The 24,264-nt window shown below is 54.9% G+C and carries 23 protein-coding genes; 21 read left to right on the top strand and 2 right to left on the bottom strand.

The annotated features are described in order from the left end of the window. Nucleotides 1–32 precede the first annotated feature (32 nt). Entirely contained in the window at nucleotides 33–689 is a 657-nt protein-coding gene (locus ACN080_RS04500) for a hypothetical protein (protein WP_419105120.1), read from the top strand. Between the two features lie 83 nt (nucleotides 690–772). Here ACN080_RS04500 and ACN080_RS04495 read toward each other — a convergent pair whose 3' ends face one another. Continuing rightward, entirely contained in the window at nucleotides 773–1,750 is a 978-nt protein-coding gene (locus ACN080_RS04495) for a quinone oxidoreductase family protein (RefSeq protein WP_419113152.1), read from the bottom strand. 117 nt (nucleotides 1,751–1,867) lie between these two features. On the opposite strand from ACN080_RS04495, the gene argC reads away from it, so the two are divergent. From argC to ACN080_RS04465, 6 genes are all read left to right on the top strand, one after another. Further along, nucleotides 1,868–2,914 carry an N-acetyl-gamma-glutamyl-phosphate reductase gene (argC, locus tag ACN080_RS04490; protein WP_419113151.1) on the top strand — a complete coding sequence of 349 codons (1,047 nt, stop codon included), beginning with the start codon at nucleotides 1,868–1,870 and terminating at the stop codon, nucleotides 2,912–2,914. Then, nucleotides 2,911–4,128, top strand: coding sequence for a bifunctional glutamate N-acetyltransferase/amino-acid acetyltransferase ArgJ (argJ, locus tag ACN080_RS04485; protein ID WP_419113150.1), 1,218 nt, complete (start codon nucleotides 2,911–2,913; stop codon nucleotides 4,126–4,128). The genes argC and argJ overlap by 4 nt, the downstream gene beginning before the upstream one ends. A 79-nt stretch (nucleotides 4,129–4,207) precedes the next feature. After that, nucleotides 4,208–5,218: an acetylglutamate kinase gene (gene argB / locus ACN080_RS04480; protein ID WP_419100138.1), complete on the top strand. Its 1,011-nt coding sequence runs from the start codon at nucleotides 4,208–4,210 to the stop codon at nucleotides 5,216–5,218. 52 nt (nucleotides 5,219–5,270) lie between these two features. Further along, on the top strand, nucleotides 5,271–6,488 hold the full coding sequence (locus tag ACN080_RS04475; RefSeq protein WP_419113149.1) for an acetylornithine transaminase: 1,218 nt from the start codon (nucleotides 5,271–5,273) through the stop codon (nucleotides 6,486–6,488). A gap of 89 nt (nucleotides 6,489–6,577) precedes the next feature. Then, nucleotides 6,578–7,564: an ornithine carbamoyltransferase gene (argF, locus tag ACN080_RS04470; protein WP_419113148.1), complete on the top strand. Its 987-nt coding sequence runs from the start codon at nucleotides 6,578–6,580 to the stop codon at nucleotides 7,562–7,564. Nucleotides 7,565–7,566: 2 nt separating this feature from the next. Then, nucleotides 7,567–8,046, top strand: coding sequence for an arginine repressor (locus ACN080_RS04465; RefSeq protein WP_419105113.1), 480 nt, complete (start codon nucleotides 7,567–7,569; stop codon nucleotides 8,044–8,046). A gap of 97 nt (nucleotides 8,047–8,143) precedes the next feature. Here ACN080_RS04465 and ACN080_RS04460 read toward each other — a convergent pair whose 3' ends face one another. Then, nucleotides 8,144–8,542 carry an ankyrin repeat domain-containing protein gene (locus ACN080_RS04460; RefSeq protein WP_419113147.1) on the bottom strand — a complete coding sequence of 133 codons (399 nt, stop codon included), beginning with the start codon at nucleotides 8,540–8,542 and terminating at the stop codon, nucleotides 8,144–8,146. Between the two features lie 164 nt (nucleotides 8,543–8,706). On the opposite strand from ACN080_RS04460, the gene ACN080_RS04455 reads away from it, so the two are divergent. From ACN080_RS04455 to tyrS, 14 genes are all read left to right on the top strand, one after another. Beyond that, nucleotides 8,707–10,263, top strand: a complete 1,557-nt coding sequence (locus ACN080_RS04455) for an AMP-binding protein (protein WP_419113146.1) — start codon at nucleotides 8,707–8,709, stop codon at nucleotides 10,261–10,263. A gap of 277 nt (nucleotides 10,264–10,540) precedes the next feature. Further along, nucleotides 10,541–10,972 carry a hypothetical protein gene (locus ACN080_RS04450; RefSeq protein WP_419113145.1) on the top strand — a complete coding sequence of 144 codons (432 nt, stop codon included), beginning with the start codon at nucleotides 10,541–10,543 and terminating at the stop codon, nucleotides 10,970–10,972. Between the two features lie 168 nt (nucleotides 10,973–11,140). Further along, nucleotides 11,141–11,560 (top strand): hypothetical protein, encoded by a 420-nt coding sequence (locus ACN080_RS04445; RefSeq protein ID WP_419113144.1) that lies wholly within the window; start codon nucleotides 11,141–11,143, stop codon nucleotides 11,558–11,560. Nucleotides 11,561–11,846: 286 nt separating this feature from the next. After that, complete coding sequence (locus ACN080_RS04440) at nucleotides 11,847–12,269, top strand: hypothetical protein (protein WP_419113143.1); 423 nt, start codon at nucleotides 11,847–11,849, stop codon at nucleotides 12,267–12,269. 210 nt (nucleotides 12,270–12,479) lie between these two features. Next, a complete protein-coding gene (locus tag ACN080_RS04435; protein WP_419113142.1) occupies nucleotides 12,480–12,851 on the top strand; it encodes a hypothetical protein in 372 nt (123 codons plus the stop codon). Between the two features lie 68 nt (nucleotides 12,852–12,919). Then, nucleotides 12,920–13,273 (top strand): hypothetical protein, encoded by a 354-nt coding sequence (locus ACN080_RS04430; protein WP_419113141.1) that lies wholly within the window; start codon nucleotides 12,920–12,922, stop codon nucleotides 13,271–13,273. Nucleotides 13,274–13,554: 281 nt separating this feature from the next. After that, entirely contained in the window at nucleotides 13,555–13,980 is a 426-nt protein-coding gene (locus tag ACN080_RS04425) for a hypothetical protein (RefSeq protein ID WP_419113140.1), read from the top strand. A gap of 339 nt (nucleotides 13,981–14,319) precedes the next feature. Continuing rightward, the gene (locus ACN080_RS04420) at nucleotides 14,320–14,739 is read left to right on the top strand and encodes a hypothetical protein (protein WP_419113139.1); all 420 of its coding nucleotides are present in this window, start codon (nucleotides 14,320–14,322) and stop codon (nucleotides 14,737–14,739) included. A 167-nt stretch (nucleotides 14,740–14,906) separates the two neighbouring features. Continuing rightward, nucleotides 14,907–16,109: an argininosuccinate synthase gene (locus ACN080_RS04415; protein ID WP_419113138.1), complete on the top strand. Its 1,203-nt coding sequence runs from the start codon at nucleotides 14,907–14,909 to the stop codon at nucleotides 16,107–16,109. A gap of 182 nt (nucleotides 16,110–16,291) precedes the next feature. Continuing rightward, nucleotides 16,292–17,734 (top strand): argininosuccinate lyase, encoded by a 1,443-nt coding sequence (argH, locus tag ACN080_RS04410; protein ID WP_419113137.1) that lies wholly within the window; start codon nucleotides 16,292–16,294, stop codon nucleotides 17,732–17,734. Between the two features lie 71 nt (nucleotides 17,735–17,805). Continuing rightward, nucleotides 17,806–19,131: a DUF2254 domain-containing protein gene (locus ACN080_RS04405; protein WP_419112192.1), complete on the top strand. Its 1,326-nt coding sequence runs from the start codon at nucleotides 17,806–17,808 to the stop codon at nucleotides 19,129–19,131. Nucleotides 19,132–19,350: 219 nt separating this feature from the next. Further along, the gene (locus tag ACN080_RS04400) at nucleotides 19,351–19,902 is read left to right on the top strand and encodes an adenine phosphoribosyltransferase (protein ID WP_419100124.1); all 552 of its coding nucleotides are present in this window, start codon (nucleotides 19,351–19,353) and stop codon (nucleotides 19,900–19,902) included. 149 nt (nucleotides 19,903–20,051) lie between these two features. Then, entirely contained in the window at nucleotides 20,052–22,373 is a 2,322-nt protein-coding gene (locus ACN080_RS04395) for a HelD family protein (protein ID WP_419113136.1), read from the top strand. Nucleotides 22,374–22,501: 128 nt separating this feature from the next. Next, on the top strand, nucleotides 22,502–23,806 hold the full coding sequence (gene tyrS, locus ACN080_RS04390; RefSeq protein WP_419112190.1) for a tyrosine--tRNA ligase: 1,305 nt from the start codon (nucleotides 22,502–22,504) through the stop codon (nucleotides 23,804–23,806). Nucleotides 23,807–24,264 lie beyond the last annotated feature (458 nt).

The raw sequence follows: 24,264 nt of genomic DNA, 5'->3' as shown, positions 1-24,264 counted from the left end.
GGGCTTTGCAGAAAGATGAGAGGGACCAGGGCATGCCAGAGAACCGGGATATTGTTGAGGACGAGGAACAGGTATCAGATTTTTTTACTTTCGCTGAGGACGGTGAAGAGGACGATGCTGATTCCCGCGGCTCTCTTAGATCTAAGCTAGCTGCAGCCGGTATTATGCTGCTGGTCTCGGTAGTTGCATTTATCCTGCTCATTGGCGGTGTACGTACCTTCAACGAGGCCCGAGCCAACGAGGGCTATGAGAATCGTTCCTGGGTTATTAGCGGAGCAATCGATGATGTGACACCTGATCTGCAGAGCGATAAGAACGTCGCTATCTACTCTGGCAAGCTCCCCGATGATTCTGCTATGGCCGGTAAAACTTTTGTGTCAGATGTGGCTGACCCCGCCAGCGTGAACCCGGGGGATTCCGTTAAATTCCGCGGTTCTCAGACCGGGAGAGTGAGTGCTGACTTCCCCCAGAGAGTCGATGCCCTTTTGGCTCAGACTTCTGATACGGAGCTAATTGTTGTGCGTACGGGTACAGAAGGTAGCCTGGTGCCGGTTACGGAAGACACCGTGAGCTCACAGAAGCGTTCGGCCATGCTTCGCCTGGGCGGGGCCATCCTAGTATTTGGTGCTGGGGTTGTGGCAACCTTCATGCTCATCCGTAAACGTAAAGATGAAGAGTTTATCGATTAGAGGCCAAGCCGCTAGCCAATACGCGTACTAAGGCGGGGCCCTAGCCACGAGTGACTAGGGGCCCCGCCTCAGTCTTGAGGTGCTTAGGGTACCAGTAAGACTTTGCCCCTGGTTTTGCGGGCTTCAAGGTAGCGGTGGGCCTGGGCGGCGTCAGCTAAGGGGAAAGTCTGGTCGATGCTGAGCTTGAGCTGGCCAGCCTGGATTGCTTGGAAGAGTTCGCCCATACGCCAGGTGACTTCTTCTCGGTTTTGTGAGTAGTGGGCGAGGGTAGGTCGAGTGATAAAGAGTGAGCCTAGGGAGTTGAGCTCTTGGAGGTTAAAGGGCGGCACTTGGCCAGAAGCCCCACCAAAGAGCACGCCCATACCTCGGATTGCAAGCGACTTGAGGGAATCAGTAAAAGTGTCTTTCCCTACCCCGTCGTAGGCTACGGCCACACCCTTTCCGTCGGTGAGCTCATGGACTTTCTGAGCAAAACCTTCGTAGCGTAGGGCATGGTCAGCGCCGTGGGCCAGGGCAATGGCTTCTTTTTCGTCGTTGGATACCGTAGTGATGACGGTTGCCCCCTTGGCTTTGAGGAGCTGGATAGCAATGCCGCCTACTCCACCAGCTCCGGCGTGGAAGAGCACGGTTTCACCTGCCTGGACGGGGTAGGTGGAGTTGATGAGGTAGTGGGCTGTCATACCTTGGAGGGGGAGAGCCGCGGCTTCAACCGGGTCGATGCCCTCGGGGATTAGTAGGCAGAGTTCGGCAGCAGCTGTGAAGAATTGGGCGTAGGTGCCGGTGGCGCTGGCCGTTGCAATCAAGTCGCCCGGCTGAAATTCGGTAACGCCTTGGCCTACCGCTACCACGCGGCCGCTGGCCTCGGAGCCTGGGGTGAAGGGCAGAGGCACAGGGTAGATGCCTGATCGCTGGTAGGTTTCAATAAAGTTCACACCGGTTGCGATGGTTTCTGCAAGAACCTGCCCGGGTGCGGCGGTCGGGGTAGCAAGGTGGTTGAGCTGGAGGACATCGGGGCCTCCTGTGCTGTGAAGCTGGATAGCTGTCATGGTCTGAGAAGTCATATCTTTAGCCTACTCCCAGGGCAAGGCGGGTATGAAGAAGATGGGGTAAGGAAGTCATACACCCATAGATAATGAATAAATATTTACTGGCATGCAAAAACATGCAATGATGGTGTTATGACTATTACCGTAGCTGTCACCGGAGCCACCGGGTATGCTGGTGGCGAGATTCTCCGGCTCCTAGCCACCCACCCGCAGGTTGAGGTAAAAACTGTTGCCGCGCACTCATCGGCAGGTCAGTCTCTGGGGGATTTAGCCCCTCACCTGCGAGCTTACGCTGATCTGATAGTTGCTGATACAACCGTCCAGGCACTGAGCGGACACGACGCTGTATTCATGGCCCTCCCTCATGGGGCTAGCGCTGAGATAGCCTCACAACTACCCGAGAGCACCCTGGTTATTGATGCCGGGGCTGACCACCGGCTTGATAGCGCCGAGGCCTGGGTCAAATTCTATGGGTCTGAGCATTCTGGCACCTGGCCCTATGGGCTACCGGAGTTACCCTTTACCTGCGGGCAGAAACAGCGTGACCAGCTAGTGGGAGTCAACCGTATTGCCGTCCCAGGTTGCTATCCCACAGCTTCGCTGCTGGCTCTAGCCCCCGGTTTTGCCGCTGGCTTACTTGAACCGCAGGACCTTGTGATCGTTGCGGCTTCGGGCACCTCAGGTGCAGGTAAGAGCCTCAAACCGCATCTGCTGTCTTCCGAGATTATGGGGTCCATGAGTCCCTACGGTGTGGGCGGTGCCCACCGGCATACCCCTGAGATCGAAGAAAAACTGTCTGCGGTGGCCGGTCAGCCGGTTCAGATTTCATTCACCCCCACACTGGCACCCATGCCCCGGGGAATCCTTGCTACCTGCACCGCAAAGGTCAAACCCGGTGTTACCGAGGAACAGCTTCGGCAGGCCTGGGCTAAAGCCTATGATGTGGAGCGTTTTGTTCATTTGCTCCCCGAGGGGAAGTGGCCCACCACCAAAAGCGTTCAGGGCTCAAACCATGCAGAAATGCAGCTAGCCTTTGACACCCACGCCGGTCGAGTCATCATCACCAGCGTGATTGACAACCTGACCAAGGGCACTGCAGGAGGTGCCATTCAATCCATGAATATTGCTTTGGGTCTGCCGGAGGATGCGGGCCTGTTGCAGGAAGGACTTGCACCGTGAGCGCAACCCAGCACCAGATCGAAGGGGTTATCACCCAGGGCGTGACCTTGGCACGCGGGTTCCGTGCTGCCGGGGTGAGCGCTGGTATCAGCGCTCTTGAAGGCAAAAAGGACGTTGCCTTGGTGGTCAATGACGGGCCGCTGAAGAACGCTGCTGCCGTTTTTACTACCAACCGGTTTGCGGCTGCGCCGGTGCTGTGGAGTCAGCAGGTGGTCGGCGATGGGCGGGTTGATGCGGTCCTGCTCAACTCCGGTGGGGCTAACGCCTGCACCGGTGCTCCTGGCTTCCAAGACACTCACACCAGCGCTGAGCATGTGGCCGATTTGCTCAACATTTCTGCCGGTGACGTGTTGGTATGCTCCACCGGGCTGATCGGGCAGAGGCTCCCCCTGGATAATCTCTTGGCAGGCAGTGAGCAAGCCGCTAGGGCTCTGGGGGTAAGCCCATCCGATTCTTTGGCCGCCGCAGAGGCAATTATGACCACCGATACCGTCCCCAAGCAGGCGGCCATCTGCGTTGAACTGGAGCAGGGTGGTGACTATCTGATCGGCGGTATGGCCAAGGGGGCGGGCATGCTTGCCCCCGGGTTAGCTACCATGCTGGTAGTACTGACCACCGATGCCGTCTTATCACCTGAAGACCTTGACACCGCCCTGCGCCAAGCCGTCCGTTTGAGTTTCAACCGGGCTGATGCTGATGGGTGTATGTCCACCAATGACACCGTAGTGCTCATGGGGTCTGGTGCCTCTGGACTTGTGCCCGATTTAGTCGGCTTTACCGAGGCTCTGACCAAGGTCTGCCAGGACCTCGCCCTGCAGCTGATTGGTGATGCGGAGGGTGCTAGCCACGACATCCACGTCCGCACCTTCAACGCCGCTACCGAAGAAGAGGCCGAGGAGGTCTCCCGCGCGGTTTCCCGCTCCAACCTCTTCAAGACCGCTATCTTTGGCAATGACCCCAACTGGGGCCGAATTCTATCGGAGGTCGGTACCACCTCAGCAGACTTTGACCCCGAGAACGTCAATGTCCTGATCAACGGTGTTCAGGTCTGCACCGGTGGTGGTATTGGTCAGGACCGCAAGCTGGTTGATTTGGCGGCTGACCGCAAGGTCACCGTAGAGATTGACCTGGCCGCTGGCGAACACGAAGCCACTATCTGGACTAACGATCTCACTCACGACTATGTGCACGAAAATTCGGCCTATTCTAGCTAGCGTCTGAGATTTTGGTCCAGAGAGCCTCAAGACCAGCACATCCGTTTTTACCAGCATCCGACTTCCCAGAAAGAAAGCCATGGCAGAGCAGAAGAACGCCCAGGCCCGTTTTGAAACAGCCCAGGAAAAAGCAAGGACTCTTATGGAGGCCTTGCCCTGGATCCAGCAGTTCCGGGGTAAGGTCATGGTCTTCAAGTACGGTGGTAATGCCATGATTTCTGATGACCTCAGGGCTGCCTTTGCCGAGGACATGGTTTTCTTGCGCACCATCGGCATCTGCCCGGTGGTGGTTCACGGTGGTGGGCCTCAGATTACTGCCATGCTGGATAAGCTCGGGATTGAGAGCCAGTTCCGCGGGGGGCTACGCTACACAACTCCCGAGGCTATGGATGTGGTGCGGATGGTGCTCACCGGCCAGGTCGCCCGTGAACTGGTATCACTTATCAACAGTCACGGACCCTTTGCGGTAGCCATGAGTGGTGAAGACGGTGGCCTCCTGCGGGCACACAGGATTACCACCCAGGTGGACGGCCAGGAAGTAGATCTGGGCTTGGTGGGTGAGGTAGTAGGGGTCAACACCACCGCGATGATGTCCATGATTGAGGCAGGTAAGATTCCGGTGATTTCTTCGGTAGCTCCCGAGATATCTGACCCCGATAAGTACCCCGATCACAGCCACGGCTTGGCTGGGCTGACGGGAGAAATCTTGAATGTTAATGCCGATACCGCCGCCGCCGCAGTGGCCGCCGCCTTGGGGGCAGAGAAACTGGTTATTTTGACCGATGTTGAGGGGCTCTATGCTAACTGGCCTGACCGGTCCTCCCTGATTAGCTCCTTGAAAGTGAGCGAGCTCCGTCAGATGCTCCCCTCCTTGGTCTCGGGCATGATTCCCAAAATGGCCGCCTGCCTTCAAGCTGTGGAGCAGGGGGTTCCGAAAGCAACCATTGTGGATGGTCGCCTGCCACACTCACCCCTGCTGGAAATCTTTACGGACACCGGCATCGGCACCCAGCTCATCCCCGATGATGTCGAGGACGTCGCCTGGCGTCACCCCGCTCCCGATTTTCAAGTACAGCCACTGACCTACTAGCCTCTGCTTCCGGAACCACACTGATACACCCTGACGGTTGGAAAGAAAGACCATGACCCAAGAAAGACTGATCACTGAGTACGCCCACGACATGCTGGGGGTCTTTGGCCAGCCCGCTCTTGTATTAGTGCGGGGGAGCGGGTCGCGGGTCACAGATGCCGAGGGCCGTACCTACCTGGATCTTTTGGGCGGTATCGCGGTGAATGCTCTGGGTCATGCTCACCCCGCCTGGGTCAGGGCTGTGAGCGAGCAGGCTGCTCAGCTAGCGCACGTCTCTAATTTCTTCACCACACCGCAGCAGGTGGGACTGGCTCAGCGTCTCTTGGGTTACCTGGGGGCGCAGGACGGGCGGGTATTCTTCTGCAACTCGGGTACCGAAGCCAATGAGGCCGCCTACAAGCTAGCTCGGCGCTACGGTAACGTCCGGGGTAAGGGCACCATTCTGGCTCTGGAACACGGTTTCCACGGGCGTACCCTGGGCGCTTTGGCGCTGACTCACAAGCCTGCCTACCGTGAGCCTTTCGAACCGCTACCAGCTGGCATCAAACATATCCCCGCTACTATAGAGGCTCTCGAAGAGAACCTGTCCGATCATGTCGCGGCCCTGATCGTTGAACCTATTCAGGGGGAAGCCGGTGTCCTGCCCCTGCCCGAAGGCTATCTCCAGCGTGCTAGGGAACTCACCCGGTCAGCCGGTGCCCTGCTCATGGTCGATGAAGTCCAGACCGGTATGGGTCGCACCGGTCGCTGGTTTGCCCACTCGCGTGAACTGACGGGGCAAGAGCTACCCGATGTTATTACCCTGGCTAAGGGGCTGGGCGGCGGCTTCCCTATTGGAGCGGTGCTCACTGTTGGGCCTGATGCCGGCCAGACCCTAGAAGCAGGTATGCACGGAACGACCTTTGGCGGTAATCCCTTGGCCACCGCAGCGGCAACTGCGACCTTGCAGGCCATTGAAAATGAAGGTTTACTTGAGGCTGCCAGCCAGCGTGGAACCCGGTTCCGCGCAGCTATTGAGCAGGTCCCCGGGGTAGCAACAAGCCGCGGAGATGGCTTGCTGATTGGGATTGTTCTTACAGACTCAGCAACAGAGCAGGGCAACCCTCTGGCTCCTGCCTTTGTGATAGCGGCTCGTTCAGCGGGTTTCATTATAAACGCCCCAGATGCCCGCACCGTGCGTATCGCTCCGGCTCTGACGATTACCGATCAAGAACTGGCAGAATTCACTGCTGAGTTCCCCATAATTCTTGCTCAGGCACGTAAGCTCTAACACTATTCACCCAAATGCATAAGTATCAAAAAATATGCATATAATTGATACTCTGTGGCGTTGACCGCCACGCTAGCCAAGGAGAGCCAATGGTCCGCCACTTCCTCAAAGACACCGACCTCAACCCGCAAGAACAAGCCCGCGTTCTTGACCTAGCAGCAGCCATGAAAGCTAACCGCTACGGCTACAAGCCACTAGCTGGCCCGCAGACAGTTGCCGTCATCTTCGACAAGACTTCTACCCGCACCCGCTTTTCCTTCCACGCTGGCGTGGCAGAGCTGGGCGGAAACCCGCTCATCGTCAACCCCGGTGAAGCCCAGCTCGGGCACAAGGAATCTATCTGTGACACCGCTCAGGTCATCTCCCGTATGGTCTCTACCATCGTGTGGCGGACCTACTCTCAGAGCGGGCTGGAAGAAATGGCCCGCTACTCCCGCGTACCCGTTATCAACGCTCTTTCCGATGATTACCACCCCTGCCAAATTCTGGCTGACCTGCTCACTATCCGTGAGCACCTGGGCCAGCTGGCTGGCAAAACAGTGACCTATCTTGGCGATGCCGCCAACAACATGGCTAACTCCTACCTCCTGGGGTGCGCAACCGCCGGCATGCACGTGCGCATTGCAGGCCCCGAAGGCTACCTGCCAGCTCCCGCAATCGCCCAGGAAGCCCAGCAACGAGCCGCCGAAACCGGTGGGTCAGTTCTCGTGACTACCGATATGGCCCAAGCCCTTTCTGGCGCCGATGTCATAATCACCGACACCTGGGTGTCCATGGGTCAAGAAGACGAAAAAGAAGCACGAACCCGCATCTTTGCCCCCTACACCGTCGATGCCAAGGCCATGGCACAAGCCGCCCCCGGAGCAATCTTCCTGCATTGCCTCCCGGCCTACCGTGGCTATGAAGTCACCGCAGACGTTATCGATGGCCCCCAATCCCTTGTCTTCGATGAAGCGGAAAACCGCCTGCATGCTCAGAAGGCTCTCATGACCTTCCTCCTGGTCGAATCAGGCCTGGCAGAAGATAGAGGAACATCGCTCCCATCAGTAGCTTTAACCCTCAACGAAGAGAAGTAATCATGGCAATCCCATCCACAAAAACAGCCCGACAAGCCCGAATCATCGAGGTGCTTCAAACGCACCGCGTGCGCTCGCAATCTGAGCTGGCCCAGCTTTTGGTAGACGACGGTCTCAAGGTTACCCAGGCTACTCTTTCCCGCGATCTGGTAGAGATCGGCGCTGAACGAGTGCGTGACGATAAATCTGGCCTCATTTATGCGGTTCCTAACCACCCGGTGCGCCGTAGCTCTCAGGACGGCCCCGATGCCCGCTTGGTCTCCCTCTTTAAGGAACTCCTGGTTACAGCCGAAGCTTCAGCCAACCTTGTGATTCTCAGGACCCCGCCGGGGGCGGCCCAATTCCTGGCATCTGCTATTGACCAAGCCGGGCTGGAGCCTCTTCTAGGCTCTATCGCTGGTGATGACACCGTCATGGTGATTACCAGGGATCCGCAGGGCGGTCAAGCGGCAGCTTCGCTGTTCTTGGATTGGGCGGCTTAGCCTGGTGACGGTGTCTGCCAAAGAGTGGGGGCGGTAGCTAGTAGTGCGCTAGCTACCGCCCCTGTGTCTACTGAGGTGCTGGTAAAGTGGTGGGATCTTATGAGGAGAAAAGTTTTTTCATCTCTTCCAGGTCGAAGAATTCAGCGACCTGAGCTGGTGTCTGGGAGCCAAGCGTCTCGTCGGCCCCTGCATCCAGTAGCATACGGGCAATGGGAAGGTTGTTGCGGAAGGCTGCACAGACTAAAGCAGTTTGACCTCGTTCATTGAGCCGGTCAAGGTCAGCGCCTTCGTTGATGAGTAACTGGACCATGTCGGTGTGCTCGTGGTAGGCCGCGAGTATGAGCAGTGTATCGCCTTTGGCGTTGGTGAGGTCTACAGGTACCCCCTGGTCAAAAAGAGACTTGAGAGCTACCGGTTTATTCTCGCGTGCCAAGTCAAAAACTGAATTGAGGAATTCTAGTTCCTGATCGGTCAGGTTTGAATCTGGGTCTGTCATAGCTTCACTTTCTCAGAAAAGAGCTTCAGTTAGCAAGCTCAGGTGGGTGCAGGACCAGCCAACTCTTGCGGCCTGCCGGGCACAGGGAGTTTAATGAATGGCCGGGTGTGGGAAAATAGGTTGTGTGCTACCAGTTCCTGCTCACCTGAAAGTAACCAGAATCTATGACACACACAGCAAAGGCCGTAGCCGCACAGCATAATCTTGCATCGCTGATCACAGACCGGGCTGAGAGCCAGTCAGTGGCTTTAACCTGGGCAGGCGGTGGGCTCACCTACGCGGAGCTTGTCATAAGAACTGGGCAGGCTCGGCTTTGGCTTGAAGCTCGGGGACTAGTTGCTGGTGACCGGGTTGCTTTGGCTCTGCCGAATGTTCCCGAGATGGTTATTCTTTACTACGCTCTTGTATCCTTGGGAGCTGTTGCGGTTCCGCTGCATCCTCTGCTCTCTTCACGAGAGGTTGTATACCAGCTTGAAGATTCTGGTGCGAAGCTCTTGATCGCCGGCGAAGGCACGCGGGTTGCTGATCAAGCTGAGCAGACCGGTCGGCACCTGGGCAGCGAGCTAAAGATTGAGATTCTTGGTCTGGGCTTTGATTTTGCGGCTCCTAGGGTAGGCCCCTGGGAGCCTAGAGCCGTGCACCTGGACGCGCCCGCTGTTCTGCTCTACACTTCGGGGACGACGGGTGCCCCCAAGGGCGCGACCTTAACCCATGCGAATATGCTGTCCAACGCCCGTGCCTGCGCAGAGGTTTTTGGTTTTAGGGGGGACGACACTATTTTTGGCGGGCTCCCGCTCTTTCACGCTTTTGGTCAAACGGTGTCCATGAATGCAGTCTTTGCGGCCGGTGCAAGCGTTGCTCTGCTTCCGCAGTTCACACCGGGGGGAGCAGCACAACTGTGCGCGAGCGCCGGGGTCACGGTTTACGCCGCGGTGCCAACCATGTATGGGGCTTGGGCCGCCTATCTGGCTACTGACCCTGCCCTGGCCGCCCAGTTGCGGGGGACTGTCCGGTTTGGCGTATCTGGCGGGGCAGCTTTACCCGCTTCTGTTCACCGGCAGATTGAGCAGATCTTAGCTTTTCCCATTTATGAGGGCTATGGCTTAAGCGAGACTGCTCCCGTGGTGGCTTTTAATCGTGCGGAGTTTGGCTTGCTCATCGGGTCGGTGGGTCGTGCTCTTCCCGGGGTCCGTGTCAAAGTTGTTGATAGCAGGGGGCAAGAACTTGGCGCGGGTCAGCCCGGTGAGCTCTGGGTTGCCGGCCCAAATGTTATGGCTGGCTACTGGAACAACCCCCAGGCAACACAGCAGGTGATGCAGGGGGAGTGGTTTGCGACCGGGGATGTTGCAAAAATTGATGAGCAGGGCAATATCTTTATTGTTGACCGTCTTAAAGACATGATTCTGCGCAATGGAAATAGCATTTACCCGCGCGAGATCGAGGACGTCCTCGACATCCATTCTGGGGTCAGGCAGGCTGCAGTCGTGGGTATTCCCTGCCCCCGGGTAGGTGAGGAGGTCGTGGCTGTGATTGTGCCGCATGAGCAGCTTGATGAAGCGCAGATGGGTGAACTGGTGGCGGCCCTTGATGCTCTGGCCCGTGCAGAATTGGCAGCCTATAAGCGGCCTCGTCGCTATGAAGTCCGGCAGTCGCTACCGCTGGGTCCGACCGGAAAAATACTTAAGCGTGAACTAGCTGGGACTATAGTTTTAGAGGGCTAATGACTGCTCAGGAGTAGTAGCTCTGAGGCCGCGGGGCGCTGATTGAAAAGAACCTTACTTTCTAGCTGGTGGTAGCTCAAGAAGCTAGGGTCCGGCGGCGGTGTTTTTGTGTGTTCGGGTTGGGGTGCAGGGGTGCTGTCGTCGTTTTGGGGTGTGGTGCCGGCCGGTTGGTTTGATGATGTTGGTGCTGTGCGGGATCTAGGGTTGTTGGGTTCTGGTGTTTCGGGTGTGCAGGCGTCTGTGGGGGTTATGGTTGAGAGTGTGAGGGAGGGTTCTGGTGAGTGAGTCTGTAGGTTCTGTGCCTGTGCAGGAAGGTGTGGGGCGGGCGAAGACTCTTGGCGGCAGGATTGCTGCTGGGGTTGCTTTGGTGCTTGTTTTAAGCCCGATGGTTTATGGGGTTGCTACTGTGCTTGTTTCTACGCCCTTTAACCGTGCTTTTAATCATCCGGTGCAGTGCACGATTGTGGGTGCGGCTAAGGGGGAGAGTCGGTCTAAGTCGTATTCGGGTAATAGTTATGTGTATGTGGAGGCTTCTGATTGTCCGGGGATGCGTTATGTGGGTGAGCGTCATGGGTTGACGCGCGCTGAGGTTGCTGAGCGTATTGATGTTCTTGCTGGTCAGCGGGTGACGGTGGATGTGGGGTATTGGCAGGCGCCTTTTTCTGACACGCTTATTGTTGGTGTTGAGGGTCTTGATTTGGGCCGGTAGGCCCTGGCTTATTGTTTGATATCTGGCGGCGGTGTTCTTGTGTGTTGGGGTTGGGTGCATGGGGGTGCTGTCGTCGTTTTGGGTGTGGTGCTGGCCGGTTGGTTTGTTGGCTTTTGGTCTGTTGCTGGGGTTTGGTTAGGCTCGTGGGTAGTTGGAGAGGTGGTTTGTGTGGCTGTTGTTGATCAAGACCGTGGTGGTAAGTCTGGGGCTGGTAGTTTAGGTCCTCGAGGTCGTAAGATTTTTGATTTCATTCTTTATGGGTTTATTTTTCTGGTTCTTGCTTATTACTTTGGTAACCTGCATTTTTATCGGACGGTTGATTGTACTGTTGTGAGTGCTGAGGTTGTCAGTGGTGGGGGCGGTTTGCGGTCTTCTTCTTCATGGCAGGGTGTGAATACTGAGACTGAGGAGTGTGGGCTGGTGTTTTTTACAAAAATGCAGAATGAGGGTTTTGATAGTGCTCAGGATTTGGCTGATGAGTTGAATCGTCATCGGGGTGAGCGGTTGCGGTTTCGGGTGAGTTATTTGTATGTGGGGCACTATACTGCTCGTGCTGTGGAGTTGGAGGGTTTTCCGATTCGGGGGTAGGTGTGTTTGGGGTCTTGTTTTGGGTTGGTAGGCCCCTGGTTTGTTCCTTGTGGTAGTGGTGGCGGTGTCCTTGTGTGTTGGGTGCTGGTGGTGTGCCGTCGTCTTTGTTTTGGTAAGGGTTTTGCTAGTTCTGCTCTGGTGTTTGTTCCTGTGAGGGGGCCTGCGACGGATTAGTTGCATGCTATGGGTTCGTCTGCTTCTGGTGGTCAGAGGTCTATGGTTGCTGGTGCTAGTGGTGTGGCGGTGAGTGCGACTGGTTTTGCTGTTGAGGAGGGGTTTGATAGTGATGAGCCAAAAGAACAATAAAGGTGAGTCGGCTGAGTCCGGTGAGACACCGCAGAAAATCAATTACCCGGTTTTGTCTCTTGTTCTTCTTATGTGGGCTTTAATCCTTGGAACGCCGTTGTATTACGGCTGGCGGCTTTTTATCTATGATCGTTCGCATCAGGTGCCTCTGGTGTGCACGGTTGAGTCTGCTGAGCATAAGTCTTCTACGTCAAGTGGTGTGAGGTATAGCTCGTCGCGGGACGATATTGTTTTTTCGACCGAGGACTGTGGTGGGCTTTATATGCCGGTGAGTGAGAGCGAGATTGAGTCTACGCTGAGTCGGGTTGAGCCGGGTAAGAAGTATGAGTTTATGATTGGTGAGACTAGTTTGAAGAGTTGGGGTCAGCGGAAGGTGTTTTCGTTTTCTGGTCCTGTTGAGTAGTTATCTGCTTGTTGGTGTGGTTCTGGATTTAGGCCGGTACCGGTAGGCCCTGGTATACCTGACGTAGTGGGCGGCGGTGTTTTTGTGTGTTCGGTTTGGGTGCATGGGGGCGCCGTCGTCGTTTTGGGTGTGGTGCCGGCCGGTTGGTTTGATGATGGTGGTGCTGTGCGGTCGATGGCGGGTCAGACGGTTCAGGGTGTTGCTTCTCATGTGACGAGTAATAATTTGGCGTATGCGTGGGGTGGTTTTAAGGAGCATACTGTGGGTGGTTATGTTCGTGCTACGGGTGCGGGTTTTGGTGTTGGTGTGGTTTCGCCGAGGATTAGGCCTTTACGACAGAATCTTCTCGATGTGAGTTCTGAAGCGGGGTTGCTTGAAAAGGGTCTGACAGCTGCAGCTGGGAATACGATGGATAGGATAGCTGATTCTGTTGTGGGTACAGGAAACTATCTTGCTGTGCCACAGGACCAAGATTTGAGCTGGGAAGGCGCCTTAAAGGAAGGGTTTAAGAATTCGGTGAGTGGCGGCTCAGGTACATTTAGTACTTTGGGGGCTAATAGAATTCGTCCAGCTGACCAGTGATACGGTAGCAGGTGATTAGAATGGCAAGTCAGTTTCAGCGGCCACCTAGAATGTCTAGGAGCAAGTTGGTGATTTCGATGATTACCCTATTGATCGGTGCGTTGATTTTTGTCGGTCTTCCCTTGGGTGAGAAGTACAGGCGTTCTCATACAGTAGATAAAGACTGCACCCTGATTTCTGCCGAAGTGCTCAATAGTCGTAGTGGTACCGGTGGGCTTGCGACCTCGAGTACCCAACTGAAGGTGAGTACCCAGGATTGTGGGACTGTGTATATAGATTATGTGGTTGCTCCGAAGAAGTCTTATCAGGATATGGCTGATGAGCTTAACCGGTATCAAGGCGAAGTTGTGACTCTCATTTTTCCTCCTTTTCAGTTGCCTGCTGAGGGTGATTATGCTTTGGGGTATGGGTATCGGTTGTAGGGGCGTGCTCTTGTATTTGATGACGTATTCTGCTCAGTATGAGTCGTATAGGGAGCCTGATTATGACGGTCCGGGCTGGAAGCTACAGGATGCTTTGAGTGCTGGGTTTAGGGAGTCTGTTAAGGGGACTGTGAATGGTTCTGCTCCTGTTCAGTCTTTGAAGTCTCCGTCGTTTAATGGGTGGACTGGTTTGGCTGGTGATTCTTTGTTTACTGGTGTTGCTGCTCCTGTTGGTGGCGAAGTAGCGGAGGCTGGGAAGCAGGTTGTGGAAGAGGTGTTTGGTGATGGTCAGGAGTAAGAAAAAGAGGCAGCCTAATCCTTTTTCACTCGGTGAGAGGATTCGTGCGGGATTGTTTTTGCTTGTTTTTGCTGGGCCCTTGGTGTATGGGTTTGTGTGGTATGTTGCGTCTCCTTGGGTGAATGCTTTTTGGCAGAAGGATATGCAGTGCACTATTGAGAGGGCGATGGTTCATGATTCGGGGACGAAGTCGTATAACAGTAATGAGTATGTTTGGATGAAGTCCTTTGACTGTGGTGATATGAAATATAACGGTCCTCGTCGTGGTTTATCTAATCAGGAGATTAAGGATAAGCTCAATGAGCAGGTTGCTGGGAAAAAGGTTCATCTTAAAGCTGGTGTCTGGAATTTTCCTATTCGGGACTTTGTGCATGTGTATGAGATTGAGGGTTTTGATTTAGGCCGGTAGGTCCTGGTTTGTCTGGTGTGGTAGTGGTGGCGGTGTTTTTGTGTGTTGGGTGCTCGTGGTGCGGATCCGTTTGGTGTTTCGCCGAGGATTAGGCCTTTACGAGAGAAACATATTGGTGGATCTGTACCTGCACAATTGACCGGTGTGGGTGTTGATTGCGCTGGTGACTACGTTTTAGGTGTTGCCAATTACCTTGTCACGCCACAAGAGAAAACATTAAATATCAATGATGCATTGAATGAAGGGTTCAAGAGTATGGTTAGGGGTGGCTCAGGGAGTATAAGCTCTTCCAGCGCGGATACTCTACGCCCGGTTAGCATGCAGTCTGGAAAATAAAAAATGGGTATTTTTTGTACAGAAGAACTGAACAAAAATGGTCAAAAGAAACCCCGTAAATGGGTCAGTTTTTTATTTTTTCTAATTATTTTTTCTAGCTTTTTTCTCATGATTGGTGGTTCTCTTTATAATTTCTATAGTCGTTCTCATCCGGTGGATAAGGAATGTACCCTGGTTTCTGCTGAAGTGCTCAATAGTCGTAGTGGTACCGGTGGTATCTCTACTTCCAGTACAGAGCTAAAAATCAACACTGATGGGTGCGGAACTGTCTACGTGGATTATGTTATTGCTCCGAAGAAGTCTTATCAGGATATGGCTGATGAGCTTAACCGGTATCAAGGCGAAGTTGTGACTCTCATTTTTCCTCCTTTTCAGTTGCCTGCTGAGGGTGATTATGCTTTGGGGTATGGGTACCGGTTCTAGCCATCCGGGGTATCTCCTGGTTCTAGGTTCTGAAGCACTGGTAGCTGGGGAAGAGTGACAGTGCGTCCTCCGCACACAAACATATTTGAATAATTATGTCTAAGAGTGCATAATTATTTATAGATGTGTGGAATCCCCGCACCCTCAAACAACTATCAAGGAGCACCATGAAAGAGCGGATTGTTCTGGCCTACTCAGGCGGCCTCGACACCTCAGTTGCCATCGGCTGGATTGGAGAGGCAACGGGTGCCGAAGTTATCGCCGTTGCGGTAGACGTAGGTCAGGGTGGCGAGGATCTCCAAACAATCCGCCAGCGGGCCCTTGACTGCGGTGCAGTCGAAGCCTACGTGGCCGATGCGCGTGACGAGTTTGCTGAAAACTACTGCATGCCCGCCTTGAAGGCAAACGCCCTCTACATGGACGCTTACCCCCTGGTTTCTGCCGTCTCCCGGCCGGTCATCACCAAGCACCTGGTCGCCGCAGCAAAGCAGTTCGGCGCGAGCACCGTTGCTCACGGTTGCACCGGAAAAGGCAATGACCAGGTCCGCTTTGAGGTGGGTATCCAGACCCTTGGCCCCGACCTCAAGTGCATTGCACCCGTACGTGATCTTGCTCTGACCCGCGAAAAGGCAATTGACTACGCAGAGAAGAACAACCTGCCGATTGCCACTACTAAGAAGAACCCTTTCTCCATCGACCAGAATGTCTGGGGCCGAGCGGTAGAAACCGGCTTCCTCGAAGACATCTGGAATGGCCCTACCAAGGACGTCTACGACTACACCGACGACCCCACCTTCGCGCCCACCCCCGACACCGTCATCATTACCTTCAAGGAAGGTATCCCCGTGGCGATTGATGGTCAGGCCGTTACCCCTTTGCAGGCTATCGAGATCATGAACCGGCGCGCCGGGGTCCAGGGTATCGGTCGTATTGACATCGTGGAAGACCGTCTGGTGGGCATCAAGTCCCGAGAAATCTACGAAGCTCCCGGTGCCATGGCCCTGATTGCGGCTCACAAGGAGCTGGAAAACGTTACCATTGAGCGCGAGCAGGCCCGCTTCAAGAAGACCGTGGGCCAGCGCTGGACCGAGCTGGTCTACGACGGCCAGTGGTTCTCACCCCTCAAGAAGTCACTTGACGCTTTCATAAACGACACCCAAAAAATGGTTAACGGAGAAATCCGTATGGACCTGCACGGAGGCCGCGCGGTAGTAACCGGTCGCCGCTCCGAGACCTCCCTCTACGACTTCAACCTGGCAACCTACGATGAGGGCGACAGCTTCGACCAGTCCATGGCTCGCGGCTTTATCGAGCTCTTCGGCCTGTCTTCTAAGGTCGCTTCAGCCCGTGACCAGCGTCTAGGCCTCTAAGACGAGGAATACCCCCCCCAGCTCTGGGTGCAGTGAACGCGCTGCTACAAGCTGACTCTCGCGGTTCTTGCGCGGGGCGCTCACCCCGGTTCAGGCCAGACCCTGCCAGCTTGCAGTCAGCGCGACCTCCTGCACCTTTTGTGCACTTAGACTTTTTGACTTCACCAGAACAGGAAAACCTCATGACTGATGTAAAGCATGGAACCAATGACGGAGCCCTCTGGGGCGGCCGTTTTGCCGGCGGGCCTTCTGAAGCTCTCGCGGCTCTCTCCAAATCAACCCAGTTTGATTGGCGTTTAGCCCCCTACGACATTGCGGGTTCCCGTGCCCACGCTCGTGTTCTGGCCAAGGCAGGTTTGCTGACCGAGCAGGAGCTGTCCGACATGATTGCCGCGCTTGACCAGCTTGAAGCTGATGTGCGTTCTGGCGCTTATGTTCCGGCAGAAACCGATGAGGACGTTCATGGCTCCCTAGAGAAGGGGCTCATCGAGCGTGCCGGTACAGACCTGGGCGGTAAGCTCCGCGCCGGCCGTTCCCGTAACGACCAGATTGCTACCCTGGGGCGTATGTACCTGCGCGATCACGCATCGATTATTGCCACTGGTGTGCTGGAAACGATTGATGCTCTTATCGGGCAGTCTGAGGCTCACCCCTACGCGCCCATGCCCGGGCGCACCCACCTGCAGCACGCTCAGCCGGTGCTACTGTCTCATCAGCTTCTGGCTCACGCCTGGGCTCTTTCGCGTGACCTGGACCGTCTGCTGGACTGGGATAAGCGTGCAGCTGTTTCGCCTTATGGTTCTGGTGCGCTGGCTGGTTCATCCCTGGGTCTTGACCCTGAGGCCGTGGCCACTGATTTGGGTTTCAATTCTGCGGTCTATAACTCTATTGACGGTACTGCCTCACGCGATGTTTACGCCGAGTTCGCCTGGATTGCGGCCATGATTTCGGTGGATATTTCGCGTATTTCTGAGGAGATTATCCTCTGGGCGACCAAGGAATTTTCTTTTGTGACCCTGCACGATTCTTTTTCTACTGGCTCATCGATTATGCCGCAGAAGAAGAACCCCGATATCGCTGAGCTGGCTCGCGGTAAGGCTGGCCGCCTGATTGGTGATCTGACCGGTTTGCTGGCAACCCTTAAGGCGCTACCGCTGGCCTATAACAGGGATTTACAGGAGGATAAGGAGCCAGTCTTTGATGCTATTGACCAGCTTGAAGTTCTGCTCCCTGCGGTTTCTGGCATGATTGCTACTCTTACTTTTAACACTGATCGTTTGGCTGAGCTTGCACCCCAGGGGTTTGCTCTGGCTACCGATATTGCTGAGTGGCTGGTGCGTGAGGGCCTGCCTTTCCGTGTGGCTCATGAGCTGGCTGGTGAGGCTGTGCAGGTCTGCGAGACTAAGGGCTGTGAGCTGTGGGATTTGACCGATGAAGAGTACCGGGCAATTTCCCCCCATCTGCATGCCGGTGTTCGTGAGGTCCTGACTGTTGAGGGTTCCCTGAATTCGCGTAGCGCCCAGGGCGGTACTGCGCCTTCTGCTGTGGCGCAACAGTTGGAAGCTCTTAAGCATGAACTGGAACCCCAGCGCATCTTTGCTCAGCGTCAGACTCTCATCAGCTAAGCTAAAGAGTCACTGTCGTAGCTGCCTGATGAGGAGTTACGGCAACCTTTATCATGAGCTTGGGAGAAAAATTGCATTTAGTTGATCGACTGAGAGCCTTCCGTGATTCCTTCATCATGGTTCCGTCTATCTTTATTGTCTGCGGTATTGGCCTGTCCTTAATCCTGGTTGCCTTGGATCAGGCCATGGGCTACGGGCCGGCAGATGCCACCCTCCTCTTCTTTACGGTGGGCCCTGAAGGTGCTCGCGGTATTCTTTCCTCGATCGCGTCAACGGTTCTTTCTGTTGCAACCATGGCTTTCTCTATCACTATTTCTGTGATGAGTTCAGCTAGTAGTTCCTTTGGCCCCCGCCTGGTCAGAAACTTCATGTCTGACCGTGGCAACCAGGTGGTTCTAGGAACCTTCACCTCAACATTCTTGTACTGTCTCTTGGTGATGAGAAGTGTCCAGGGGGCTGACAACTCGGTGAGTGGGCAGTCTTTTGTTCCTCATATTGCCGTGAATTTCTCGATGGTTCTGGCACTTGCCTGTGTAGGGGTGCTCATTTATTTTATTAACCACATTGCCTCTGGTATCCAGGTCAGCACTATTGCTACAACGGTTCAGAGTAAGTATTTGAAGCTGATTGACCGCAATAATGAGTTTGGTGAAAAGGGCAGCGCTACTTGTGTTCGTCAGGATGAGAGAAGTAATTGGCCTTATTCCTACCCGGTGTGCACTTCTGATAGTGGCTATGTAGTTGATATCGAGCCTGTCGTCCTTGCCGAGAAAACTAAGGATAGTCAGGCTTTTGTCAGCCTACTGGTCAGGGCCGGTGATCACTTGGTGGAGGGCCAAAGGATCGCATGGATTTTTTCTGATACAGAGCTGGAACCAGAAACCCTAGAAAAGATGAAGTCTGACGTTCAGGCTATTTGCTCGCTGGGGGACTCTCGAACCGATTACAATGATATTCGATTTGTCCAGGGGCAAATTGTTGAGCTGGGGGTACGCGCCCTATCACCGGGCACCAACGACCCTTTCACGCTGACGGACTCTACCCATGAATTAACCGTTGGGCTGGTACGTGCCGCCCAGCAGCCGCCAGCTCCTAACACGGTGATCTGCGATGGCAGAGCTTGTGTCGGTTACCTGCCGGTGGAGGCAGCGGAGTTAATCGACCTCGTTTTTGATAGTTTCCGGTCCTATGCTTTAGATCATGAGCAATGCCTGATCGACCTGCTCAAGATGGCTGGAAAAATTATTTGCTTGGGCTCTGATCAGCAGGCTACTGCGCGGGCTCGATGGCATGCTGCGGTGATAGTGGAGTATTTCCGGGCTACCGAGCCTCTGCCACATTCCCTGGATTTGGTGCTGTCCGCCTATGATAGGTACATAGTTCAGCAACAGTTTTAATGTGGGTGCGTATACTTATTGTGAATCGTCTAGCCAGTGGCTAGCTGGTCAGGTGAGCTTTTCTAGCTCGGCTTCTTGAGCTCCCTTTCTGGCTTAACTCATGGTTGGGGTAGTCTTGGCGGGTACCCCTAAGAAACGGGTGCTGGCCTGTGGAATAGGCTTCTTGGCCACTGGTTCCTAGGTACCCCCTGCTGATATGTATAAGGTGTTAGATTTTTTATGATTGAGCTGGTGGATTCTTCACTGCCCCTTGCGGAGCAGATTCCCGCTGCTTGTGCGCAAATTCCGGACTATCCCAAAGAGGGCATCCTCTTTTACGATGTGACCACCCTTTTTGCTAACCCTCAGGTTTTCCGCGCTTCGATGGAAGAAATAGCAGCCCGTTTTGAGGGGCAGTTTGATATCGTCGCCGGCGTTGAAGCGCGCGGCTTCTTGATGGCTTCCGCCATTGCCTACATTGCAGGGACCGGTGTGATGACCGTTCGTAAGGCAGGTAAGCTACCGCGCGATACCTACATGAAGGAATACTCCTTGGAGTACGGCCAGGCGGCTATCGAAATTCATAAGGACGACATCCCTGCCGGTTCTCGTGTTCTCATCGTGGATGACCTGCTGGCAACCGGTGGCACGCTTGAAGCGGCTACTCATCTGATGAAGATGGCCGACCTTAAGGTTGCCGGTATCGGTGTGCTCCTTGAGCTTGATGGCCTGGGCGGGCGTGAGATTCTTGCTCCGCACCGTCTTGAGTCTCTTTCACTGGTCTCGGAATAACCGAATAAGGTTGCATAGCTTTAGCCCCGTTCCCCCAGCATCATGCAGGGGGAGCGGGGCTTGGGCATGGGCAAACTGTCAACCTTTATGGCCTTGCTTTGGTGAGGCCTGGGCGAGGGGGTAGAATTGAGGGCCTGAAATTACCTGCCATGGAGGGTGCCGCCTTGACTGAAAACACCACTGATCGCTCCCAGGATGCTTTAGCCGAACAGGCTTATGAGAAGGAGCTCGTGGGGGAACGCATGTATGTCGCCAGGCTCTATGAGCGGCTGGACGAGCTACGGGGGATTAACGAGCGCAAACTCAAAAATACCCGTAAGGATCAGGCTGTTGGAAGCCACCAGAACCGTTCTGAGCGAGATGCCTATGCCCAGCATTACGAGGACAGGCTGGCCCAGTACAACGCGGTTGATCATCGTCTAGCTTTTGGCCGTCTTGACCTTGATGAAGGTGGCCAGCGCTATATCGGTCGGATTGGATTAGCCACCGATGCGCACGAACGGCTGCTCATTGACTGGCGCGCACCGGAGGCCGGTACGTTTTACCAGGCCACAGCTTTTAACCGGCAGGGGGTGCGTCGTCGCCGCCATCTGATGCTGGAAGGCCGTCAAGTAACCGGATTTGAGGACGATGTCTTGGATTCGTCCATGCTCGATGAGGGTGCTGAAGCATCGCTCCACGGGGAAGGCGCTTTGTTGGCGGCCTTGAATCGTAAGCGCACCGGCCGTATGGGCGATATTGTGGCTACCATTCAGGCTGAGCAGGACGCTATTATCCGTGCTGACCTGGCCGGGGTGCGTGTAGTTCAGGGCGGGCCGGGTACCGGTAAGACAGCGGTGGCTTTGCACCGTGCGGCTTATCTGCTGTACACCTTCCGGGAGCGTCTGAATAACGCGGGTGTTTTGGTGGTTGGTCCTTCTGCTTCATTCATGTGGTATATCGAGCGTGTCCTTCCGTCGCTCGGTGAGACCGGGGTGGTCATGTCTTCGTTGGCTACCCTCTACCCGGGGATTAAGGCTGTACCCGAAAAAGATCCTGGCGCCGCAGGGGTCAAGGGCGATTTGCGCATGGCTGAGGTGCTCAAAAAAGCTGTCTCTGACCGCCAGAAAGTTCCTGATCAGCCGGTCAGGCTGGCGGTGGATTCTACTGATCTTGTTCTGACTCCGGCTATGGTCAAGCAGGCCAGGGCTACCGCTCGCTCAACCGGTAAGCCTCATAACCAGGCGCGCGAAACTTTTGTCAAGGTCTTGCTGAAAGAGCTGACCGCACAGTTGAACGAGACTCTGGACCGTGCAGCCGGCCATGCTGTGGACCGTCCCTATCTTGAGGATGATGTTCGAGGTTCTATGGATGTCCGTCGCGCCCTTAACCTTGCCTGGATGCCTTTAGCACCAGAGACTCTGGTACGTTCTCTGTATTCCAAGCCGCATTACCTTGAAAGTGCAACTGCCGGTATTTTGAGCCAGCAGGAGCGCGATGTACTGGCACGGCCTGCGTCCGCGCCTTTTACCGAGGCGGATGTCCCGCTTCTGGATGAGGCCGCCGAGTTGCTGGGTGATTTTTCCCAGGTCGCAGGTGCGGCCCAGATGGCCCGAGCCGAGGCTGCCCACCAGGCTAACCTTGAGAATGCCCGTAAGGCACTGGAAAACGTTGACCAGCAGCTTGCTGATATGGGAATTGATGGCGTGGTGACTGCTGAGCAGATTGCGGAGCTGAACGAGGAACGCGGTGAGCGTATGACCGCAGCCCGCGCGGCCCAGGCTGATAGGACCTGGGCTTATGGCCATGTTGTGGTGGATGAAGCTCAGGAGCTTTCCCCGATGCAGTGGCGTTTGTTGATGCGCCGTTGCCCCATGAAGTCCTTCACGGTTGTGGGCGATATCGCTCAGGCTTCGTCTGCGGCGGCTTCTACTTCTTGGGCAGGAGCCCTTGAACCCTTTGTGGGGGAGCGGTTTACCTTGGAGGAGCTAACGGTGAACTACCGAACACCGGCGCAGATTTCCGATGCGGCTGTTGCTGTAGCGCAGGCGGCTGGTTTGTGTATTTCTGCTCCGAAGGCTGTGCGCCAAGGCCGCTGGGCACCTACCGCTGAGATTGTGGGGGAGGACCAGCTTCTGCCGTCGGTACTTGATGCTGTGGGCCAGGAACTTGAGCAGGCCGCTGGCGGTCTGATTGGCGTAATTGTCGCTGAAGGCAAATATCAGCAGACTGCCTTGGCTTTGGCGCAGGAGCACCGGGGCAAGTTGGGAACAAGTGCCTCAGCCTTGGAACATCAGGTGCTGATTCTGACCCCGTGGGAGGCCAAGGGCTTGGAGTTCGACAGCGTCATTATTGTTGAGCCAATGGATATTATTAGGGCCGCTAATGGTTCGGTTGGTGACCTCTATGTTTCGATGACCCGCCCCACCCAGCGTCTGAAGCTTATTGCTAGTGCTGAGCTTCCTGCCGGTTTGGAGCCCTTGGCAGATTAGCTTTCTGCGCCACCTCTTAGTTTCGTGCCAGCTGAGTATGCCCGCTACTTCTGTGCTTGGGCTACTGAGCTGGTACGGTTGGAGGTGGTAGTTTCTACCGTTTTATTGATGACTAACCAGGAGTAACCGTGTCTGAAGAGACTCTCGCAGCTCAGCACAATGACGATTCCTTTGAGAATATTTGGCAGGAATTGAAGTGGCGTGGCTTTGTGCACGTCAGTACCGATGAAGATGCCCTTGAAAAAGCGCTGACTGAAGAGACCGTCAACTTCTATATCGGTTATGATCCCACCGCTGCTTCTTTGCACCTGGGGCACCTGGTTCAGCTTCTGCTGATGCGTCGCCTTCAGCTTGCTGGTCACAAACCTTTTGGCCTGGTGGGTGGTGCTACCGGTCTCATTGGTGATCCCCGTCAGACATCTGAGCGTGTCTTGAATTCACGCGATGTTGTGGAGGGTTGGGTTGAGCGTCTGCGTAGCCAGATTGAGCGTTTCCTTTCGTTTGAGGGTGAGAACGCTGCCAGCATGGTGAATAACCTAGAGTGGACTAGTCAGCTTTCGGCTATCGACTTCCTTCGTGAAATCGGTAAGAACTTCCGTGTGGGCACCATGATTAAGAAGGAGATTGTGGCCAAGCGCCTGAACTCTGATGAGGGTATCTCCTACACTGAGTTCTCCTACCAGATTTTGCAGGGCAATGACTTTTTGGAGCTCAACCGCCGCTACAATGTGTCTTTGCAGTGCGGTGGCTCTGATCAGTGGGGCAACCTGACCTCCGGTACTGAGCTGGTACGTAAGGTTGAGGGCAAGAGCGTTCACGCCCTGGGGACCCCCCTGATTACTAACTCTGACGGCACTAAGTTTGGTAAGTCTGAGGGCAACGCTATCTGGCTTGATCCCGAGATGTGCTCACCCTACGCCTTCTACCAGTTCTGGCTGAATACTGCCGATGCCGATGTGGCTGACCGCCTCAAGGTCTTCACCTTCAAGACTCGCGATGAAATTGCTGAACTTCAGCGCTCTGTTGAAGAGGAACCTTTCAAGCGTTTGGCTCAGAAGACTTTGGCTTACGAGGTCACGTCGTTGGTCCATGGTCTTGAAGCTACGGAGAAAGTTATCGCGGCTTCCGAGGCTCTCTTTGGTAAGGGCGACTTCGCAGCTCTTGATGAAGCAACTTTGAGAGCCGCTACTGCTGAGCTTCCGCACGCTCTTGTGTCTGCGGACCAGCTCGATATGGTGACCGTTCTGACTGAGACCGGTTTATCTAGTTCTAAGAGTGAAGCCCGCCGTACTCTCAAAGAGGGAGGTGCAGCAATCAATAACGTCAAGGTTCAGGGCGAAGATGCTAGGCTGGCCCAGGAGGATCTCTTGCTCGGTAAGTATGCTGTTATCCGCCGAGGCAAGAAGAACATGGCTGTTGTTGAAATTGCCTAGTAAGTTCTGGGTCTTGAAAGAAACTGCCTGCACTTGACTGGGGCCCTTGAGGTCTTGGTGGGCAGGCAGTTTTTGTCTTTCTAGGGCAGCGGTAGAAGGCCAAACCTGTTTGGTGGAGGTTCCAGGTGACCTAAAAGTGGCCTGAAAGTTGCTAGCTGAAAAATTTTTGGAAAAATTTATAAATCAGTATTTACTTGGTAAAACACTGGTAGCTTGGGTGGGTTTCGGTGCCCGATGGGCGGTTTTGAGGCCTTCTTGACTTGCAGAGTGTGAAAAACCTGCGTAAAGTATTACCAGTCGCCGCGGCGAGGGGAACCTTGCTCAAGGCCGTCTAATTGAATAGCGCACCACAAGTTCGGTTGCTTATGTAGCCAATTGGGATAGTGAATGAGAATTCGGTAGATCAAAAACAACTTGTGGTTATCGTCACGCAAAGATGATTTGCAAATGATATTAAG

The organism is Rothia sp. CCM 9416, assembly GCF_048513535.1.
Taxonomy (GTDB): domain Bacteria; phylum Actinomycetota; class Actinomycetes; order Actinomycetales; family Micrococcaceae; genus Rothia.
Note: the sequence above shows the minus strand (reverse complement) of the source record. Positions and strands in the feature narration are given on the sequence as shown.

Bases quoted from the DNA above. Each gene is read 5' to 3' on its own strand.
- ACN080_RS04400 (WP_419100124.1), top strand. From the start codon at position 19,351: ATGATTGAGCTGGTGGATTCTTCACTGCCCCTTGCGGAGCAGATTCCC.
- ACN080_RS04475 (WP_419113149.1), top strand. From the start codon at position 5,271: ATGACCCAAGAAAGACTGATCACTGAGTACGCCCACGACATGCTGGGG.
- ACN080_RS04455 (WP_419113146.1), top strand. From the start codon at position 8,707: ATGACACACACAGCAAAGGCCGTAGCCGCACAGCATAATCTTGCATCG.
- ACN080_RS04500 (WP_419105120.1), top strand. From the start codon at position 33: ATGCCAGAGAACCGGGATATTGTTGAGGACGAGGAACAGGTATCAGAT.
- ACN080_RS04495 (WP_419113152.1), bottom strand. From the start codon at position 1,750: ATGACTTCTCAGACCATGACAGCTATCCAGCTTCACAGCACAGGAGGC.
- argB (WP_419100138.1), top strand. From the start codon at position 4,208: ATGGCAGAGCAGAAGAACGCCCAGGCCCGTTTTGAAACAGCCCAGGAA.
- ACN080_RS04465 (WP_419105113.1), top strand. From the start codon at position 7,567: ATGGCAATCCCATCCACAAAAACAGCCCGACAAGCCCGAATCATCGAG.
- ACN080_RS04420 (WP_419113139.1), top strand. From the start codon at position 14,320: ATGGGTATTTTTTGTACAGAAGAACTGAACAAAAATGGTCAAAAGAAA.
- ACN080_RS04395 (WP_419113136.1), top strand. From the start codon at position 20,052: ATGGAGGGTGCCGCCTTGACTGAAAACACCACTGATCGCTCCCAGGAT.
- ACN080_RS04415 (WP_419113138.1), top strand. From the start codon at position 14,907: ATGAAAGAGCGGATTGTTCTGGCCTACTCAGGCGGCCTCGACACCTCA.
- argH (WP_419113137.1), top strand. From the start codon at position 16,292: ATGACTGATGTAAAGCATGGAACCAATGACGGAGCCCTCTGGGGCGGC.
- ACN080_RS04440 (WP_419113143.1), top strand. From the start codon at position 11,847: ATGAGCCAAAAGAACAATAAAGGTGAGTCGGCTGAGTCCGGTGAGACA.
- argC (WP_419113151.1), top strand. From the start codon at position 1,868: ATGACTATTACCGTAGCTGTCACCGGAGCCACCGGGTATGCTGGTGGC.
- argF (WP_419113148.1), top strand. From the start codon at position 6,578: ATGGTCCGCCACTTCCTCAAAGACACCGACCTCAACCCGCAAGAACAA.
- ACN080_RS04460 (WP_419113147.1), bottom strand. From the start codon at position 8,542: ATGACAGACCCAGATTCAAACCTGACCGATCAGGAACTAGAATTCCTC.